Source organism: Pseudomonas sp. B16(2017), assembly GCF_002113205.1.
GTDB lineage: Bacteria > Pseudomonadota > Gammaproteobacteria > Pseudomonadales > Pseudomonadaceae > Aquipseudomonas > Aquipseudomonas pharyngis.
Window position 1 is genome coordinate 147,807 of sequence record NZ_NEKA01000001.1, and the last position, 17,767, is coordinate 165,573.

Annotated in this window: 13 protein-coding genes and 1 pseudogene; 3 read left to right on the plus strand and 11 right to left on the minus strand. The window is 59.9% G+C overall.

The annotated features are described in order from the left end of the window. Positions 1 to 90: 90 nt before the first annotated feature. Together CAG25_RS00735 and CAG25_RS00740 are read right to left on the minus strand one after the other, a co-directional pair. Complete coding sequence (locus CAG25_RS00735) at positions 91 to 345, minus strand: bacteriocin immunity protein (RefSeq protein WP_085612019.1); 255 nt, start codon at positions 343 to 345, stop codon at positions 91 to 93. Then, complete coding sequence (locus tag CAG25_RS00740) at positions 338 to 2,452, minus strand: S-type pyocin domain-containing protein (protein WP_085612020.1); 2,115 nt, start codon at positions 2,450 to 2,452, stop codon at positions 338 to 340. Before CAG25_RS00740 ends, CAG25_RS00735 begins: the two co-directional genes overlap by 8 nt. A gap of 470 nt (positions 2,453 to 2,922) precedes the next feature. Here CAG25_RS00740 and CAG25_RS00745 point away from each other — a divergent pair, with 470 nt between their 5' ends. Beyond that, positions 2,923 to 5,334 carry a penicillin acylase family protein gene (locus CAG25_RS00745; protein ID WP_085612021.1) on the plus strand — a complete coding sequence of 804 codons (2,412 nt, stop codon included), beginning with the start codon at positions 2,923 to 2,925 and terminating at the stop codon, positions 5,332 to 5,334. A gap of 7 nt (positions 5,335 to 5,341) precedes the next feature. Here the strand turns inward: CAG25_RS00745 and CAG25_RS00750 are convergent, their stop codons facing one another. After that, positions 5,342 to 6,307 (minus strand): GlxA family transcriptional regulator, encoded by a 966-nt coding sequence (locus tag CAG25_RS00750; RefSeq protein WP_085612095.1) that lies wholly within the window; start codon positions 6,305 to 6,307, stop codon positions 5,342 to 5,344. Between the two features lie 191 nt (positions 6,308 to 6,498). Here CAG25_RS00750 and CAG25_RS00755 point away from each other — a divergent pair, with 191 nt between their 5' ends. After that, positions 6,499 to 7,140, plus strand: a complete 642-nt coding sequence (locus tag CAG25_RS00755) for an HD domain-containing protein (RefSeq protein ID WP_085612096.1) — start codon at positions 6,499 to 6,501, stop codon at positions 7,138 to 7,140. A gap of 146 nt (positions 7,141 to 7,286) precedes the next feature. Here CAG25_RS00755 and CAG25_RS00760 read toward each other — a convergent pair whose 3' ends face one another. The 8 genes and pseudogenes from CAG25_RS00760 to CAG25_RS29000 form a co-directional block, all read right to left on the minus strand. Beyond that, positions 7,287 to 8,177 carry an ABC transporter permease subunit gene (locus CAG25_RS00760; protein WP_007953503.1) on the minus strand — a complete coding sequence of 297 codons (891 nt, stop codon included), beginning with the start codon at positions 8,175 to 8,177 and terminating at the stop codon, positions 7,287 to 7,289. After that, the gene (locus CAG25_RS00765) at positions 8,174 to 9,055 is read right to left on the minus strand and encodes an ABC transporter permease subunit (RefSeq protein ID WP_170844921.1); all 882 of its coding nucleotides are present in this window, start codon (positions 9,053 to 9,055) and stop codon (positions 8,174 to 8,176) included. The genes CAG25_RS00760 and CAG25_RS00765 overlap by 4 nt, the downstream gene beginning before the upstream one ends. Before the next feature lie 35 nt (positions 9,056 to 9,090). After that, a complete protein-coding gene (locus CAG25_RS00770; RefSeq protein ID WP_007953506.1) occupies positions 9,091 to 10,233 on the minus strand; it encodes an ABC transporter ATP-binding protein in 1,143 nt (380 codons plus the stop codon). Positions 10,234 to 10,306: 73 nt separating this feature from the next. After that, positions 10,307 to 11,404 carry a polyamine ABC transporter substrate-binding protein gene (locus CAG25_RS00775; protein WP_064600232.1) on the minus strand — a complete coding sequence of 366 codons (1,098 nt, stop codon included), beginning with the start codon at positions 11,402 to 11,404 and terminating at the stop codon, positions 10,307 to 10,309. A gap of 187 nt (positions 11,405 to 11,591) precedes the next feature. After that, positions 11,592 to 12,704, minus strand: a complete 1,113-nt coding sequence (locus CAG25_RS00780; protein WP_011336446.1) for a polyamine ABC transporter substrate-binding protein — start codon at positions 12,702 to 12,704, stop codon at positions 11,592 to 11,594. Positions 12,705 to 12,876: 172 nt separating this feature from the next. Next, positions 12,877 to 14,241: an aspartate aminotransferase family protein gene (locus CAG25_RS00785; RefSeq protein ID WP_085612022.1), complete on the minus strand. Its 1,365-nt coding sequence runs from the start codon at positions 14,239 to 14,241 to the stop codon at positions 12,877 to 12,879. A 56-nt stretch (positions 14,242 to 14,297) separates the two neighbouring features. Further along, the gene (locus CAG25_RS00790; protein ID WP_007953514.1) at positions 14,298 to 15,656 is read right to left on the minus strand and encodes a glutamine synthetase family protein; all 1,359 of its coding nucleotides are present in this window, start codon (positions 15,654 to 15,656) and stop codon (positions 14,298 to 14,300) included. Positions 15,657 to 16,028: 372 nt separating this feature from the next. Next, positions 16,029 to 16,107: pseudogene (locus CAG25_RS29000) on the minus strand (gamma-glutamyl-gamma-aminobutyrate hydrolase family protein); the annotation flags it as partial. 278 nt (positions 16,108 to 16,385) lie between these two features. Between CAG25_RS29000 and CAG25_RS00795 the strand changes: the two are divergent. Continuing rightward, positions 16,386 to 17,762 (plus strand): glutamine synthetase family protein, encoded by a 1,377-nt coding sequence (locus tag CAG25_RS00795; protein WP_039765386.1) that lies wholly within the window; start codon positions 16,386 to 16,388, stop codon positions 17,760 to 17,762. Positions 17,763 to 17,767 lie beyond the last annotated feature (5 nt).

Sequence of the window (17,767 nt, forward strand, 5' to 3'; positions counted from 1 at the left end):
CGTATAGTCTGAAATATCTAACACTTCCTCGCCCTCAGAAATGGCACTCCTGACAAAATGATGCCAGGAGCACCGTACTAATTTAATAAATCAATTTTTAAACCCTGGCTTTCCATTGGCAGCCCGCCACTCTTTGACTTCTTTCACAATACCTTCCGGGCTATCCTCTCTATCGTTCCGTGGATAGTAGATCAAATCCGAACCATCTGGATGTTCAGTCAATCGCTCGAACTCAAAAATCAACTTAACATCTTCCTCTTCCGTTCTAGCCCCACTATCACAAATCTCAACCACGAAATCCAAAAACTCTTTTTCCGTATACTCAGAAATCAACTTATCACTCATACCGACTCTCCGTCTTATGAATTTCCTTATGACGCCGAGGAGTAACTATCCGAATGTTTTCAAGACCATAAACACTACCGCCTTTTGAGATTCTTATCTTGTGATGCAACTCAAATTTCACTGTTTCTCCTGCCCGCTCCACTTTTGAAACGTAGGGTGATTTTCCTTTCTCCATCGTAGAACGGCTCTGTTTTTGAAACTGAGCCGCCAACTCCGGATCCCCAGCCACCGCCTTCCAAAACGCCTCCCGAAACGCCCGAAAATTCCTGAACTCCCGCCCTCGCAACTGATCGGCAATCTGCGCCGGCACCGGCGCGCCTGCGCCCTGCGATGCACTCCCGAGCCAGTTGCCCGATACCGCCTGCCCCACACCTGACGCGACGCCCGGATCCTCCCGCCGATCCCGAAACATCGTGTAGTTCGGTGGCAGCCCGGAGTCCTGCGGGAACACCAGCACATAGTCATCGAATCCGGCTTCGAAAACGCCCGGGAACGAATCGAGGCGTCCCTCTACCGGGACCACCGTCGCCCCAGTATAGGCAGGCACATCCGGCTGCCCGGCCGGTGAGGTAGTGGAGTTGTTTCCCGGATTGACGATCGGGGTCCACGTCAGGGTGCGTGGTGGAACATCGGAGGTGGTCGCGCTGTAGACGTTGCGTTCGGCGTCGTAGGAGGCTGCCACCACCCTGACCGCCGACGGAATATTCCGCCCATCAGTCTTGACGACAAAAACCTCTGACTGCCCGTTCGCGTCGGTCTTTGAACTGACGCGGAAAGGCACGTCAACCGTACCGCCAGCCGCCGTGATGGCGTGCAGATCGGGTGCGAAATCTGGCGCGAGGTCCGACAGCGGCGTGCTGAAGGCGTAACGGTCCGGCAATTCGCCGTTGCCCAGTTTCGACGAGTAGACCAACGCTGAAACACGGACGACCGCGCCAGCCCCGACACTCGCAGCAAGACTGCCCAAGCCCGCGATGGCGCCGCGAACGGTAGCTTGCAGACTGGCCGCAGCGTCCTCGGCAACTGCCACGACTCCAGCTGACGTCATGAACAACGGCCCTGTCGCCGAAGCGGCACCTGGCGCGCGGAAGGTATGGGCGTTGCGAATGGTCTCTGCCGCTATGCGCGCTTGTTCCTCGGCAAGGCGCCTTGCCTCTGCTTCGGCGGCAATACGTGCCTGTTCCAGCAAATGCCGGGCTTCCTGCTCACGGACAATGCGTATCTGCTCCTGCAGACGCTCCGCCTCTTGGGCGCGGGCGATCAGACCGGCAAATGCGTCCGCCGCCGCTGCCATATGCCGGGCACTTTCCGAGTGCAGGAATGACGCGTGATAGTCCTGCCAGCGCTTGCCCAGTTCGGTCGTGGCCTGCAAGTCCACCAGGTTCTTCAGCGCTTCGAGCTCAGGCTTGCTCAACGGGGCGTTGATCGCCGGATTGGCGATTGCATAAGGCCGGACGGCTGCCTGCTCGACAGCACGGATGTTGTCCGCTGCGATTTTATAATTTGTGAGTGTTTGAGAGAGACTGCCTCCGGTTGAGCCCGCTGCAGCGGCGATTCTTTCAACCAGAAAAACCGGCAGGAAATGCAGGCGGATATTCGTTTCCAGATTCACCACGGATAGCCTTTCGGCAGAAAGAATCTGCTGGGCGTCCCTCGTGGTTGGCGTCGCGGCCTCAACCTGGCTTCTTCTTGCGGCCAGTTCCGGAAGTTGATTGGCGATAATGGCCATCACCCATGAAAGGCGCCGGAGCTCCATTGCCGAACGGTATGCCCTGTCAATCGCGGCGTAGGCGACGGACACATCCGGATTGGGCGATGCCAGACTGTCGCGTATCTTTTTGAAGGATAAATCCTTCATCAGGAAAAATGGATTATGTCCATACAACGAGTAAGCGGTCTCGGTATGAGCCCGATACTCCGACAACTTTGAATGAATAACCTGAATGGTTACTTCCTGATCGGCCTTGACCTTTTGCGCCGGAGAAAGTCCTGCACTGGCTGTTTGCCTGGCCTGTTCCACTTCATTATTTGAAGCCGCCAGAATATTGCTGAATACTCCAGCATACTCAAGATCAATATATGCCTGAGCATTCTGCTGCTCCTGCATCAAATCATTCCAGATAAAGGGAGTTAACGGATCTAACTTCCCAGACCCTTGGCCCGTCCCTCTATGCGGTGCTTCATTCAACCCCCAACTTCCCGAGAAAAACCCACCCTGCCCCAATCGAGACGGAGCCCTGTCCCGAACCGGTATGGGAGCCAGTTCATATCTACCCGGCCCGGTCTGCCTGTGAGGTCCAAGATAATTTTCAATATCACTCATACGACTTCTCCATGTCAGTTATTCCATGTATTGAATTCGCGAACCTCGTTTTTGCCCTCTGCTTTTTCTCGAGGTCTTTTATAGGCCCGCCCTGTTAAACGCCGCAACAACAAACTTGTAGTGCACTTCCCGAAAACCTGAAGGAAACTTCCTATTCAAGAAATACTGTGTTATGAAATCCCGGTTGCGATCTTCAACTAGATCAGCACCATCAATGCCTTCATATAAATAGAACGACAGGGAGCAGATTTTTCATGAAAAAAGGCCTGACCGTACTTGCGTTGCTGATCGTCATTCCCGCCATCGGGGTCGGCGGCTACCTCTACAGCAAGCAACCGACGCGTCAGGGTCAGGTGGAATTGCGCAACCTGCAAGGTTCGGTGACTGTGCGTTACGACGAGCGCGGTGTGCCGCACATCCGTGCCGAAAACGAAACCGACCTCTACCGCGCCCTCGGTTATGTGCACGCCCAGGATCGCCTGTTTCAGATGGAAGCCATGCGCCGTCTCGCCCGGGGCGAGCTGGCCGAAGTGCTCGGGCCGAAACTGCTCGACACCGACAAGTTGTTCCGTAGCCTGCGCATCCGCGAGCGCGCCGCCAGTTACGTGGCCGGCCTCGACAAGCAGTCCCCGGCGTGGAAGGCCCTGCAAGCCTATCTGGACGGCATCAATCAATATCAGGACTCGCATGCCACGCCGATCGAGTTCGACGTGCTGGGCATCCCCAAGCGGCCGTTCACCGCCGAGGACAGCATCAGCGTCGCCGGCTACATGGCTTACAGCTTCGCCGCCGCGTTTCGCACCGAACCGCTGCTGACCTACGTGCGCGATCAACTGGGCGCCGACTACCTCAACGTCTTCGACCTCGACTGGCAGCCCAAGGGCGTGCTCGCCAAGGGCCACGCCAGCAGCGCACCGGCCCTCGCCGCCGAAGACTGGAAAGACCTGAACACCCTCGCCCGCGTCAGCCAACAGGCGCTGATCGACAACGGCCTGCCGCAATTCGAAGGCAGCAACGCCTGGGTGATCGCCGGCAGCCACAGCAAGAGCGCCAAGCCCTTGCTGGCGGGCGATCCGCACATCCGCTTCTCGGTGCCGTCGGTTTGGTACGAGGCGCAGCTGTCGGCGCCGGGGTTTGAACTCTACGGACATCATCAGGCGCTGGTGCCGTTTGCGTTTCTCGGCCACAACCTGGATTTCGGCTGGAGCCTGACCATGTTTCAGAACGATGACCTGGATCTGATCGCCGAGAAGGTCAATCCGGACAACCCGGATCAGGTCTGGTATCGCGGCCAGTGGACCGACATGGTCAAGACCGAGCAGCAGATCGCGGTGAAAGGCCAGGCCCCGGCGACCATCACCCTGCGCCAGTCGCCCCACGGGCCGATCGTCAACGATGCCCTCGGCAGCGCCGCCGGGAAAACCCCGATTGCGATGTGGTGGGCGTTCCTCGAAACGCCGAACCCGATCCTTGAAGGTTTCTACCAGCTCAACCGCGCCGACACTCTGGCCAAGGCCCGCGCCGCAGCGGCCAAGGTGCAGGCACCGGGACTGAACATCGTCTACGCCAACGCCAAGGGCGATATCGCCTGGTGGGCCTCGGCGCTGCTGCCCAAGCGTCCGGCCGGCGTGAAGCCTGGCTTCATTCTCGACGGCAGCAGCAATCAGGCGGACAAGGACGGTTACTTCCCGTTCAGCGCCAACCCACAGGAAGAGAACCCGGCGCGGGGCTATATCGTCTCGGCCAACTTCCAGCCGGTGTCACCGACCGGCATGGAGATTCCCGGTTACTACAACCTCGCCGACCGTGGCCAGCAGCTCAACCGCCAGCTCGCCGACAAGAACGTGAAGTGGGACAACGAGGCCAACCAGAAGCTGCAACTGGGCACTACCACCGGTTACGGCCCGCGTCTGCTGGCGCCGTTGCTGCCGGTGCTGCGCGAGGTGGCGGGCAATCCTGCCGAGCAGAAGCTGATCGAACAACTGGCCATATGGCAAGGCGACTACCCGCTGGATTCGGTCAGTGCGACGGTGTTCAACCAGTTCCTGTTCAACCTCGCCGATGCGGCAATGCGCGATGAGCTGGGCAATGATTTCTTCGAAACCCTGCTGTCGACCCGAGTGATCGATGCCGCCCTGCCCCGGCTGGCGGCGAATGCCGATTCGCCGTGGTGGGACAACCGCGGCACGCCGAACAAGGAGACCCGCGTCGACACCGTGCGCAGCGCGTGGCAGGCCAGCATGACGCACCTGAAATCGACCCTCGGCGACGACGCTTCCGGCTGGCAATGGGGCAAGGCCCATACGCTGACCCATGGTCATCCGCTGGGCCAGCAGAAGCCGCTGGACCGCATTTTCAACGTCGGCCCGTTCGCCGCACCGGGCTCCCATGAAGTGCCGAACAACCTCTCGGCGAAGATCGGCCCGGCGCCGTGGCCGGTGACCTACGGCCCGTCGACTCGGCGGCTGGTGGACTTCGCAGATCCCGCTCACAGCCTGACGATCAACCCGGTCGGCCAGAGTGGCGTGCCGTTCGACAGCCACTATGACGATCAGGCAGAGGCGTATGTGGACGGGATGTATGTGCAGGCGCATTTCAGTGATGAAGAAGTGACGGCGAATACGCGCAGTACCTTGAAGCTGTTGCCGGCGCGAGCGGCGCAATAGGTGTCGCTCAAACCATCGCCGCAAAATTCAGCCGAAACTGCTGCGGCGTCACCCCCAGCCGCCGGTTGAACACGCTGCGCATATGTTGCGCATCGCGAAACCCGCACTGATACGCCACCGTCTTCAGCGGCGCCGTGGTGCTTTCGAGCATCACCCGCGCCGCATCCACCCGCGCCCGTTCGACGAATTCCGCCGGGGTGACTTTCGCTTCGCGGGCAAACACCCGAGAGAAATTCCGCGCACTCATGTTCGCGGCATTCGCCAGGTCGGCGATGGTCAGGTCGCCGGTGAGATTGGCCAGCACATACAGCTGCACCATCGCCACCGCCGACGTCGGCTCGGCATGGGGCGTGAGGAACGGACTGAATTGCGACTGCCCGCCGGAGCGCTGGGTGAACACCACCAGCCGCTTGGCCACGCTCAGCGCCACCTCGGCCTCGTGATCACGCGCCAGCAGGTACAGCGACAGATCGATCCCCGCCGTCACCCCCGCCGAGGTGTAGAGCTGACCGTCCTCAACGTACAACCGATCAGACTCGACCCGGCTCGACGGGCACAACTGCGACAGTGCCTCGGCGTCATTCCAGTGAGTGGTGACCGTGCGCCCGTCCAGCAATCCTGCACGGGCGAGCATGAACGCGCCGTTGCAGATCGAGCCAAAACGCCGCGCCCGCCCACAGGCCTCGCGCAGCCAGGCATCGAACGTCTCGCCGAAATCCAGAAACGGCAACTGCGGCCCGCCCGCCACCAGCAGCAAATCGTAAACCTGCGACGCTTCGCTGAAATGCCGATGCGCACTCAGGGTCAGCCCGTTGGAACACGCCATCGGCCCGCGCTCGACGCCGATCACCTCGAGACGGTAATGATCCTCCGGCGCCAGGAAGCGGTTGGCCTCGGCGAACACATCCATCGGCCCGCTGACGTCCAGCGCCTGCACGCCGGGAAACACCACGATGGCGACGGTTCTGTTCATGGCAATCTCGACTCCCGGGGAATGGCGGATCAGCGCCAACCCTAGCCAATCCTCGCCGCAGAAGCGAGCTGGCACGATTTGCAGGTGGAATGGCAAGGATCGCAGCCATGGATCGATTGTCCGGTCTGCCCCCCCGGGAACAGACTTTCTCCATCAGCGCCGTGACGGCGTTTTCGACGAGGAAGCTCAACATGACCACGACCATTGCCGGTATCCGGATCCCCGACAGCACCCTCGCCCGGGCCACCACCGAATACATTCGCGACATCGAATCCGATCTGCTTTACCACCACTCGCGCCGGGTGTTTCTGTTCGGTGCCTTGAGCGGCGAACGCAAGCAACTGGCCTACGATCCGGAGTTGCTGTACGTCGGCGCGATGTTCCACGACCTGGGCCTGGTCGAAGGGCACCGCAGCGACGACGAGCGCTTCGAAGTCGATGGCGCCAACGCAGCCGCAGCGTTTCTCAAACCGTACGGGTTGAGCGATGACGACATCGAGCAGGTGTGGCTGTCGATCGCCCTGCACACCACGCCGGGAGTGCCGAAGCATCTGCGTCCGACCGTGGCGCTGGTGACCGCAGGCGTCGAGATGGACGTGCTGGGCATGGACTACGCGGCGTTCACCACGGTGCAGCGCGAAGCAGTGGTGCATGCGCATCCACGGGGCGAGGGCTTCAAGGAATGCATCATCTGCGCGTTCGCCGATGGCTTGCGTCATCGTCCGCAGACGACGTTCGGTAATGTGAAGACCGATGTGCTGAAGGATCAGGTGCCGGGGTTCAAGCCGATGAACTTTGTCGAGGTTATCCGCAGTTCTCCGTGGACTTCCTGATCACCACAAAACAGTGTGGGAGCGGGCTTGCTCGCGATGGCGGTCTGACATTCAACATTGCAGTTGACTGTGATGACGTCATCGCGGGCAAGCCCGCTCCCACAGGGAATGGGGCTGATCACACAGTTGTGATCAACCCCGCTGGCTTAAGCCGCTTCCGGCGTCGGCGCCCGGCGCACGTCCGGTTGCTTCCACGAATCCGCAGCACCTTCTTCGATGGCCTGCTGAATCGCTTTCTTGCGGGCTTCTTCGGCACGGCGGCTGAAGAACCAGACCAGGAAGGTCACCAGCGACACCGCCAGCAGAATCAGGCTGGCCACGGCGTTGATCTCGGGCTTCACGCCCAGGCGCACCGCCGAGAACACTTCCATCGGCAGGGTCGTCGAACCCGGACCGGAGACGAAGCTCGCCAATACCAGGTCGTCCAGCGACAGCGCGAACGACATCATGCCGCCCGCCGCCAGCGACGGCGCGATCATCGGGATGGTGATCAGGAAGAACACCTTCCACGGCCGTGCACCGAGGTCCATCGCCGCTTCTTCGATCGACAGGTCCAGCTCGCGCAGACGGGCCGACACCACCACCGCCACATACGCCGCACAGAATGTGGTGTGAGCGATCCAGATGGTGACGATGCCGCGCTCCTGCGGCCAGCCGATCATCTGCGCCATGGCCACGAACAGCAGCAACAGCGACAGACCGGTAATCACCTCAGGCATGACCAGCGGCGCAGTGACCAGGCCGCCGAACAGCGTGCGGCCCTTGAAGCGGGTGATGCGGGTCAACACGAAGGCTGCCAGCGTCCCCAGCGCCACGGCGGCAATCGCGGTGTAGCAGGCGATTTCCAGCGAGCGCACCACCGAGCCCATCAGTTGCGAGTTGTCGAGCAGGCCGACGTACCACTTCACCGACCAGCCGCCCCACACCGTTACCAGTTTCGAGGCGTTGAACGAGTAGATCACCAGGATCAGCATCGGCAGGTAGATGAACAACAGGCCGAGCACCAGCATCAGGCTGGAGAAACGGAAGCGCTTCATTCTTTACCCTCCATTTCCTTGGCCTGACTGCGGTTGAACAGGATGATCGGCACGATCAGGATCGCCAGCATCACCACCGCCAGGGCGGACGCCACCGGCCAGTCACGGTTGTTGAAGAACTCTTGCCAGAGCACTTTACCGATCATCAGGGTTTCCGGACCGCCAAGCAGTTCCGGGATCACGAACTCGCCCACCACCGGAATGAACACCAGCATGCAGCCGGCGATGATGCCGTTCTTGGACAGCGGCACGGTGATTTTCCAGAAGCTGTTGAAGGTGCTCGAACCCAGGTCGGACGCGGCCTCCAGCAGGCTGGTGTCGTGCTTCACCAGGTTGGCGTACAGCGGCAGGATCATGAACGGCAGGTACGAGTAGACGACGCCGATGTACACCGCGAGGTTGGTGTTGAGAATCTGCAGCGGCTCGTCGATCAAGCCCATGCTCATCAGGAAACCATTGAGCAGGCCGTTGTTGCTGAGAATGCCCATCCACGCATAGACGCGGATCAGGATCGCGGTCCAGGTGGGCATCATGATCAGCAGCACCAGCACCGTTTGCAGCTCTTTTCGGGCGCTGGCGATGGCGTAGGCCATGGGGTAGCCGATCAACAGGCACAACAACGTGCTGAAAAACGCCATCTTCAGCGAGCCGAGGTAGGCGGCGATGTACAGCTCGTCGTCGCCGAGCATCGCGTAGTTGCCCAGGTTCAGCAGCAGTTGCAGCTTCTGCTCGGCGTAGGTGTAGATCTCGGTGTACGGCGGGATGGCCACGTCCGCTTCGGCGAAGCTGATCTTCAGGACGATGAAGAACGGCAGCATGAAGAACAGGAACAGCCAGATGAACGGAACCCCGATGACCAGCTGGCGGCCACCGGGAATTATTCGATTGAGCCGGCGTTTGAATTTGCGCATGTTCATGAGCGAAGTACCACGCCGCTGTCGTCTTCCCACCACACGTAGACCTGATCGCCCCAGGTCGGACGTGCACCACGGCGCTCGGCGTTGGCCACGAACGACTGCACCAGCTTGCCGCTCGGCAATTCGACGTAGAACACCGAGTGACCGCCGAGGTAGGCGATGTCATGCACCTTGCCGCTCGACCAGTTGTACTCGCAGGTCGGCTGATCGGCGGTGACCAGCAGTTTTTCCGGACGGATCGCGTAGGTCACGGACTTGTCCTGCACCGAGGTGCTGATGCCGTGGCCGACGTAGATCTGCCGGTCGAGGTCCTTGCAGGTAATGGTCGCGTGGCCTTCGGCGTCGTCGATGACTTCGCCTTCGAAGATGTTCACGTTACCGATGAATTCGCAGACCAGGCGGCTGGTCGGGGTTTCGTAGATATCGATCGGGCTGCCGATCTGGGCGATCCAGCCCAGGTGCATGATCGCGATGCGCTCGGCCATGGTCATGGCCTCTTCCTGGTCGTGGGTCACCATCACGCAGGTCACGCCGACGCGCTCGATGATCTCCACCAGCTCCAGCTGCATCTGCGAACGCAGTTTTTTATCCAGTGCGCCCATCGGCTCGTCGAGCAGCAGCAGCTTCGGCCGCTTGGCCAGCGAACGGGCCAGCGCCACACGCTGACGCTGGCCGCCGGACAACTGGTGCGGCTTGCGCTTGGCGTACTGGCTCATCTGCACCAGCTTGAGCATCTCGGCCACGCGGGCGTCGATCTCGGCCTTGGGAATCTTGTCCTGTTGCAGGCCGAAGGCGATGTTCTGCGCCACGGTCATGTGCGGGAACAGGGCGTAGGACTGGAACATCATGTTGATCGGTCGCTCGTACGGCGGCATGTCGGTGATGTCGACGCCGTCGAGGAAAATGCGCCCCTCCGTGGGCCGTTCGAACCCTGCCAGCATCCGCAGCAGAGTGGATTTGCCCGATCCCGAACCGCCGAGCAGGGCAAAGATTTCGCCCTTCTTGATTTCCAGGGACACATCGTCCACGGCAACCGTCTCGTCGAACTTCTTCGTGACCCGGTCGATTTTGACCAGCACCTGTTTCGGTGTCTGGTCGCCCTCGAGGGCTTTCTTATAGGCGCCGGAGGCAACTGCCATTTACGAAACTCCCAGAAAAAAAGAGTGCAGTCCGCCTACGCAAGACGAACCCAGGATAGTTGGTACGTTGACGCTATTTACCCGACTTGACCTTGGTCCAGCTGCGGGTCATCAAACGCTGAATGTTCGGTGGCAGCTCGATCGACACGTAGGTCTTGTCGAGCACCGCCTGCGGTGGATAAACCGACTCATCGGTGCGGATGGACTGCTCCATCAGCTTGTCCGAACCCGGGTTGGGGTTGGCGTAACCGACGTAATCACTGACCTGGGCGATCACCTCAGGTTTCAGCAAATAGTTGATGAAGGCGTGGGCCTCTTTGACGTTGGCCGAATCCTTCGGAATCGCCAGCATGTCGAACCACAGCGCGCCGCCCTCTTTCGGGATCGAGTAGGCGATGTTCACGCCTTTCTTGGCTTCTTCGGCACGATTCTTCGCCTGGAAGATGTCGCCGGAGAAACCGATGGCCACGCAGATGTCGCCGTTGGCCAGGTCACCGATGTATTTCGAGGAATGGAAGTAGGTCACGTAAGGACGCACCGCCAGCAACTTGGCCGTGGCCTTCTCGTAATCCTTGGGATTGGTGCTGTTGGCGTTCAGGCCCATGTAGTTGAGCACGGTCGGCATCATTTCATCGGCCGAATCGAGGAACGCCACGCCGCAGCTGTGCAGCTTCTTGATGTTCTCCGGCTCGAACAGCACGCTCCAGGAGTCGATCTTGTCGACGCCGAGCACGGCTTTCACTTTGTCGACGTTGTAGCCGATGCCATTGGTGCCCCACAGGTACGGCACGGCGTACAGGTTGCCCGGATCGTTCTGTTCCAGGCGCTTGAGCAGCACCGGATCAAGGTTGGAATAGTTCGGCAGCTGCGCCTTGTCGAGCTTCTGGAAAGCGCCCGCCTTGATCTGCTTGCCGAGGAAGTGGTTCGACGGCACGACCACGTCGTAACCGGTACGCCCGGCGAGCAGTTTGCCTTCCAGGGTTTCGTTGGAGTCGAACACGTCGTAGACCGGTTTGATCCCGGTTTCTTTCTGGAAATCGGCCAGGGTGGTCTCGCCGATGTAATCCGACCAGTTATAAATATGCACAGTACCGGCGGCGTGGGCACCGACAGCGAACGTCAGGCCGGCAGCGGCCAGCAGGGCATTGCGCAAAGAAGAAAAAATAGGCAAGTGGAGGTCCTCTGATTTAGTTGGGCCCAAGTTGCCCCGTGCTGCATGACAGTCACGGTTGCCCGGCAACAAAACCGGCGCGCAACTTACCTTCGAAAAACCGTTCCAGCAAAACTTTCTGTCATTTAATTGCACCGCTGACCGCCCGGGTGAAGGCGGCGGCCAGCGATAGCTACTTCAAACCGGCTTATTTACCCGATTTGATCTTGGTCCAGCTGCGAGTGATCAGGCGCAGGGTCGCTGCGTCCAGATCGCTGATCGCATAGAGCTGCTTCTTCACTTCAGCCGAAGGGTAAATGCTCGGATCGCTGGTGATTTCCTTGTCCACCAGGGCGGTGGCCGCCTTGTTGCCGTTCGGGAAACGCACGGCGTTGGTGATTTCGGCCATCACTTTCGGCTCGAGCAGGTAGTTCATGAACTTGTAGGCGGCTTCGACGTTTTCGGCATCCTTTGGAATGGCGACCATGTCGTAGAAAGTACCGGCACCTTCTTTTGGAATGGTGTAGGCCAGTTTGACCTTGTCACCGGCTTCCTTGGCGCGGGTCTTGGATTGTTCCAGGTCACCCGAGTAGCCGACCGCTACACAGATGTTGCCGTTGGCCAGGTCCGAGATGTACTTCGAGGAATGGAAGTAAGCCACCGAAGGACGGATCTTGAGGAACAGGTCTTCGGCGGCTTTCAGGTCAGCCTTGTCCTTGCTGTTGGTCGGCTTGCCCAGATAGTGCAGAGCCGCCGGAATCATTTCGGTCGGCGCGTCGAGGAAGCTCACGCCGCAGCTTTTCAGCTTCTCGATGTTTTCAGGCTTGAACACGATGTCCCAGGAATCGATCTTGTCGATGCCCAGCGCGGCCTTGACCTTGGCCGGGTTATAGCCGATGCCGATCGAACCCCACATGTACGGGAACGCGTGTTTGTTGCCCGGGTCGCTGGCGTCGCCAACGGCCTTGAGCAGGTCTTCGTCGAGGTTCTTCCAGTTCGTCAGCTTGGACTTGTCCAGTTCCTGATAAACACCGGCCTTGATCTGCTTGGCCAGGAAGTTGTTGGAAGGCACCACGATGTCGTAACCGGATTTGCCGGCCAGTAGCTTGGCTTCCAGGGTTTCGTTGCTGTCGAAAACGTCATAGACGACCTTGATGCCCGTCTCTTTTTCGAAATTGGCAACCGTGTCCGGCGCGATGTAGTCGGACCAGTTGTAAACGTGCAACACCTTGTCGTCCGCCTGAACCGCACCCGCCATCACGCCCATCAGGGACATGGCGAGCAGAGTCTTGCCAGCGAGCTTTTTGCCTAATGCCTTCATGCGTTAATGCTCCAAATTTTTCTTTTTTGAACCACTTTGTTCAGCGGCCGAACCCGGACAACTGGAACCGCGGCTAGTCTGGCAAGATCCGAGGCGGTCTTTCAAGAAAAGACCAGCCTTTCTGACAGCTCCGAGCGACAGCGCAACAGCTCCATCGCTCAGAGCCTAGCACTTAGCCCTGCAACGCACTCAGGGTCAGGTCCAGGCACTTGCGTGCCTTTGTCACCAGCTCGTCGATCTCCGCCTTGCTGATCACCAGCGGCGGCGCGATGATCATGGTGTCGCCCACGGCACGCATGATCAGCCCGTTGTCGAAGCAGAACTGGCGGCAGATCATGCCCACACCCTTGCCTTCGTAACGCTTGCGAGTGGCCTTGTCCTGCACCAGCTCGATGGCCCCCAGCAGACCGACTCCGCGCACTTCACCCACCAACGGGTGATCGTTCAGTTCGCGCAGACGTTTCTGCAAATACGGTGCCGTTTCTTCATGGGCGCGTTCGATGATTTTCTCTTCGCGCAGAATCCGGATGTTTTCCAGACCCACCGCCGCCGCCACCGGGTGACCGGAGTAGGTGAAGCCGTGGTTGAAATCGCCACCCTCGTTGAGCACCGCCACCACTTCGTCACGCACGATCAGGCCACCCATCGGGATGTAGCCGGACGTCAGGCCTTTGGCGATGGTCATCATGTGTGGCTTGAGGTCGTAGAAATCGCTGCCGAACCATTGGCCGGTACGGCCGAAACCGCAGATCACTTCGTCGACCACGAACAGGATGTCGTACTTGGCGAGGATTTCCTTGATGCGCGGCCAGTAGGTGTCGGGCGGAATGATCACGCCGCCGGCGCCCTGGATCGGCTCGGCAATAAAGGCACCGACGTTGTCCACGCCGACTTCCAGAATCTTCTCTTCCAGCTGATTGGCCGCCCAGATCCCGAACTCTTCCGGGGTCATGTCGCCGCCTTCGGCGAACCAGTACGGCTGAGCAATGTGGACGATGCCCGGAATCGGCAAATCGCCCTGCTCGTGCATATACGTCATGCCGCCCAGGCTCGCGCCGGCCACGGTGGAACCGTGATAGCCGTTCTTGCGGCTGATGATGACTTTCTTGTTCGGCTGGCCCTTGATCGCCCAATAGTGGCGAACCATGCGCAGCATGGTGTCGTTGCCTTCGGAGCCGGAGCCGGTGAAGAACACGTGGTTCATGCCTTCTGGCGCCACGTCGGCGATGGCCTTGGCCAGTTCCAGCGCCGGCGGGTGGGCGGTCTGGAAGAACAGGTTGTAATAAGGCAGCTCGCGCATCTGCTTGGCGGCGGCGTCGGCCAGTTCATCGCGACCGTAGCCGATCGCCACGCACCAAAGGCCGGCCATGCCGTCGAGAATCTTGTTGCCTTCGCTGTCCCAGAGGTACACGCCCTTGGCATTGGTGATGATCCGCGGGCCTTTCTCTTTCAGCTGCTTGAAGTCGCTGAACGGGGCCAGGTGGTGATCGCTGCTGAGGGCTTGCCACTCACGGGTTTGCGGGTTGTTGCTGGTCATGCCAATTCTCCTTGTTATCGGTGAAGGCGCGGCGGCTTGCCACCGCGCCCGGCGTATCAGACGGCGAAGAGCAGGTATTCACGCTCCCACGAACTGATCACGCGCTTGAAGTTTTCATGCTCGGCCCGCTTGACCGCGACGTAGCCGGTGATGAAGGTCTTGCCCAGGTATTTCTCGATGGTCGCGCTGTTTTCCATGCGCTCCAGGGCATCCTCGATGGTCAGCGGCAGTCGCAGGTTGCGGCGCTCGTAACCACGGCCCACCACTGGCGCGCTCGGGTTGATGCCTTCGACCATGCCGATGTAGCCGCAGAGCAGGCTCGCGGCAATCGCCAGGTACGGGTTGGCGTCGGCGCCCGGCAGGCGGTTTTCCACCCGACGGTTCTGCGGGCCGGCATCCGGGACACGCAGGCCCACGGTGCGGTTTTCTTCGCCCCACTCCACGTTCACCGGCGCCGAGGTGTCCGGCAGGAAGCGGCGGAACGAGTTGACGTTCGGTGCGAACAGCGGCAGCAATTCCGGGATTAGTTTCTGCAAGCCACCGATGTGGTGCAGGAACAGTTGGCTCATGGTTCCGTCTTCGTTGGAGAACACGTTCTTGCCGGTCTCGATGTCGATGATGCTCTGGTGCAGGTGCATCGCACTGCCCGGCTCGCCGGTCATCGGCTTGGCCATGAAGGTCGCGGCCACGTTGTGCTTGAGCGCGGCCTCACGCATGGTGCGCTTGAACACCAGAATCTGGTCGGCCAGCGACAGGGCATCGCCGTGACGGAAGTTGATTTCCATCTGCGCGGTGCCGTCCTCGTGGATCAGCGTGTCGAGGTCCAGTTCCTGCAGTTCGCACCAGTCGTAGACGTCTTCGAACAGCGGATCGAATTCGTTCGCCGCTTCGATGGAGAACGACTGACGACCGATCTCCGGACGCCCGGAGCGGCCGACCGGCGGCTGCAACGGATAGTCGGGGTCGTCGCTGCGCTTGGTCAGGTAGAACTCCATTTCCGGCGCCACAATCGGCTGCCACCCCTTGTCGGCGTAGAGCTTCAGGACTTTCTTGAGCACGTTGCGCGGCGACAGCTCGATCGGGTTGCCTTGCTTGTCGTAGGTGTCATGGATCACCTGGGCGGTCGGCTCGATGGCCCACGGCACCAGGTACACGGCGTTCTGGTCGGGACGGCAGATCATGTCGATGTCGGCCGGGTCGAGCAGTTCGTAATAGATGTCGTCTTCGACGTAGTCGCCGGTCACGGTCTGCAACAGAACGCTCTCTGGCAGGCGCATGCCTTTTTCGGCGATGAACTTGTTGGTCGGCGAGATCTTGCCCCGGGTAATGCCGGTCAAGTCACCGATCATGCATTCGACTTCTGTGATCTTGTGGTCTTTCAACCAATCGGTGAGCTGGTCGAGGTTGTTACTCATAAATGCCTCTGGGCTGAGTCTCCTGACAGATGTCAGGCAATGTTTGACGCACCAGGCGTCGCGTTAAAGGGCCTTGCTTGCGCGCAGTGCCGGCTTACGCCCGGCACCGCGCATAGACAATGAAGGAGGAGCTTACCTGCCCTTTACGCTGGCGTTGCATTTCCTGTGCACATCCCGGGCGTGCAGAATCACGGGCACGACGACGGACGCGGTGCAGGCCGGGAGAGGGAAAGAGATCTATATTGAAAGGAGAACCGCTAAAGAGGATGCCCTCGCACACGTCCAGAATATCGGACGCTGCCGCTCGATCTGCCATGGATCTGGAGATCGCTGACACGTTGCAGGCCTTGCTGGCCGCGCTGTGGACGGACGTGTCGCCACTGATGTGATAAGCATGCAGACCGGACTGCAAAGAGCAGTCGGTGACGCCGATTAACGGCAGGCGAGACATGAAGCACCCCGGTATTATTGCTGTTATGGGTTTGATCGGAGCTTAGCCTTGTTCATTTTTTTACACAACACCCCCGTAAAAAATACAACACGGCCTGCTCAAGCCTGCGGGTGGCGCGTCCTTCACGGATAAAAAAATGCCCCAAAGTGCCCCATAAACGCCCTCGCGGCGCTTTTTCAGGGCACAAAAGGCCTCGCTTGACTTCGGCAGGCCGTTCGGGTTGACTGAAACCAGAAAAGATCAATGATTGATATTTTTAACAACAAAGGTGTTGCATCATGTCGGTACCCCCGCGTGCCGTTCAGCTTAACGAAGCGAACGCGTTCCTTAAGGAACATCCTGAGGTTCTGTACGTTGACCTTCTGATTGCGGATATGAATGGTGTGGTGCGCGGCAAGCGCATCGAACGCACCAGCCTCCACAAGGTTTACGAGAAAGGCATCAACCTGCCGGCCTCTCTATTTGCTCTGGATATCAATGGCTCCACGGTGGAAAGCACCGGCCTGGGCCTGGACATCGGCGACGCCGACCGTATCTGCTATCCAATCCCCGATACCCTGTGCAACGAGCCATGGCAGAAGCGCCCGACCGCGCAACTGTTGATGACCATGCACGAACTCGAAGGTGACCCTTTCTTCGCCGACCCGCGCGAAGTGCTCCGTCAAGTTGTCGCAAAGTTTGACGAGCTCGGCCTGACCATCTGCGCCGCGTTCGAACTCGAGTTCTACCTGATCGACCAGGAAAACGTGAACGGCCGCCCTCAGCCGCCACGCTCGCCGATCTCCGGCAAACGCCCGCATTCGACCCAGGTCTACCTGATCGACGACCTCGACGAATACGTCGACTGCCTCCAGGACATTCTGGAAGGCGCCAAAGAGCAAGGCATCCCGGCCGACGCCATCGTCAAGGAAAGTGCCCCGGCGCAGTTCGAAGTGAACCTGCACCACGTCGCCGACCCGATCAAGGCATGCGACTACGCGGTCCTGCTCAAGCGTCTGATCAAGAACATCGCCTACGACCATGAAATGGACACCACCTTCATGGCCAAGCCGTATCCGGGCCAGGCAGGCAACGGTCTGCACGTCCACATTTCGGTTCTCGACAAAGAAGGCAAAAACATTTTTGCCAGCGAGGATCCCGAGCAGAACGCCGCGCTGCGTCACGCGATCGGCGGTGTGCTCGAGACCCTGCCCGCGCAGATGGCTTTCCTCTGCCCGAACGTCAACTCCTACCGTCGTTTCGGCGCACAGTTCTACGTGCCGAACTCGCCGAGCTGGGGCCTGGACAACCGCACCGTGGCCCTGCGCGTACCGACCGGCTCCGCCGACGCGGTCCGTTTGGAACACCGCGTGGCCGGCGCCGACGCCAACCCGTACCTGCTGATGGCTTCGGTGCTGGCGGGCGTACATCACGGCCTGACCAACAAGATCGAGCCGCCGCCTCCCACCGAAGGCAACAGCTACGAGCAGAACGAGCAGAGCCTGCCGAACAACTTGCGCGATGCCCTGCGCGAGCTGGACGACAGCGAGGTGATGGCCAAGTACATCGATCCGAAATACATCGATATCTTCGTCGCCTGTAAAGAGAGCGAGCTGGAGGAGTTCGAACACTCCATCTCCGACCTCGAGTACAACTGGTACCTGCATACCGTTTAAGCGGA

What these genes read in the sequence shown, in the direction of transcription:
- CAG25_RS00735 (WP_085612019.1), bottom strand. Translation starts at nt 345, where the DNA reads ATGAGTGATAAGTTGATTTCTGAGTATACGGAAAAAGAGTTTTTGGAT.
- CAG25_RS00740 (WP_085612020.1), bottom strand. Translation starts at nt 2,452, where the DNA reads ATGCAGGAGCAGCAGAATGCTCAGGCATATATTGATCTTGAGTATGCT.
- CAG25_RS00745 (WP_085612021.1), top strand. Translation starts at nt 2,923, where the DNA reads ATGAAAAAAGGCCTGACCGTACTTGCGTTGCTGATCGTCATTCCCGCC.
- CAG25_RS00750 (WP_085612095.1), bottom strand. Translation starts at nt 6,307, where the DNA reads ATGAACAGAACCGTCGCCATCGTGGTGTTTCCCGGCGTGCAGGCGCTG.
- CAG25_RS00755 (WP_085612096.1), top strand. Translation starts at nt 6,499, where the DNA reads ATGACCACGACCATTGCCGGTATCCGGATCCCCGACAGCACCCTCGCC.
- CAG25_RS00760 (WP_007953503.1), bottom strand. Translation starts at nt 8,177, where the DNA reads ATGAAGCGCTTCCGTTTCTCCAGCCTGATGCTGGTGCTCGGCCTGTTG.
- CAG25_RS00770 (WP_007953506.1), bottom strand. Translation starts at nt 10,233, where the DNA reads ATGGCAGTTGCCTCCGGCGCCTATAAGAAAGCCCTCGAGGGCGACCAG.
- CAG25_RS00780 (WP_011336446.1), bottom strand. Translation starts at nt 12,704, where the DNA reads ATGAAGGCATTAGGCAAAAAGCTCGCTGGCAAGACTCTGCTCGCCATG.
- CAG25_RS00785 (WP_085612022.1), bottom strand. Translation starts at nt 14,241, where the DNA reads ATGACCAGCAACAACCCGCAAACCCGTGAGTGGCAAGCCCTCAGCAGC.
- CAG25_RS00790 (WP_007953514.1), bottom strand. Translation starts at nt 15,656, where the DNA reads ATGAGTAACAACCTCGACCAGCTCACCGATTGGTTGAAAGACCACAAG.
- CAG25_RS00795 (WP_039765386.1), top strand. Translation starts at nt 16,386, where the DNA reads ATGTCGGTACCCCCGCGTGCCGTTCAGCTTAACGAAGCGAACGCGTTC.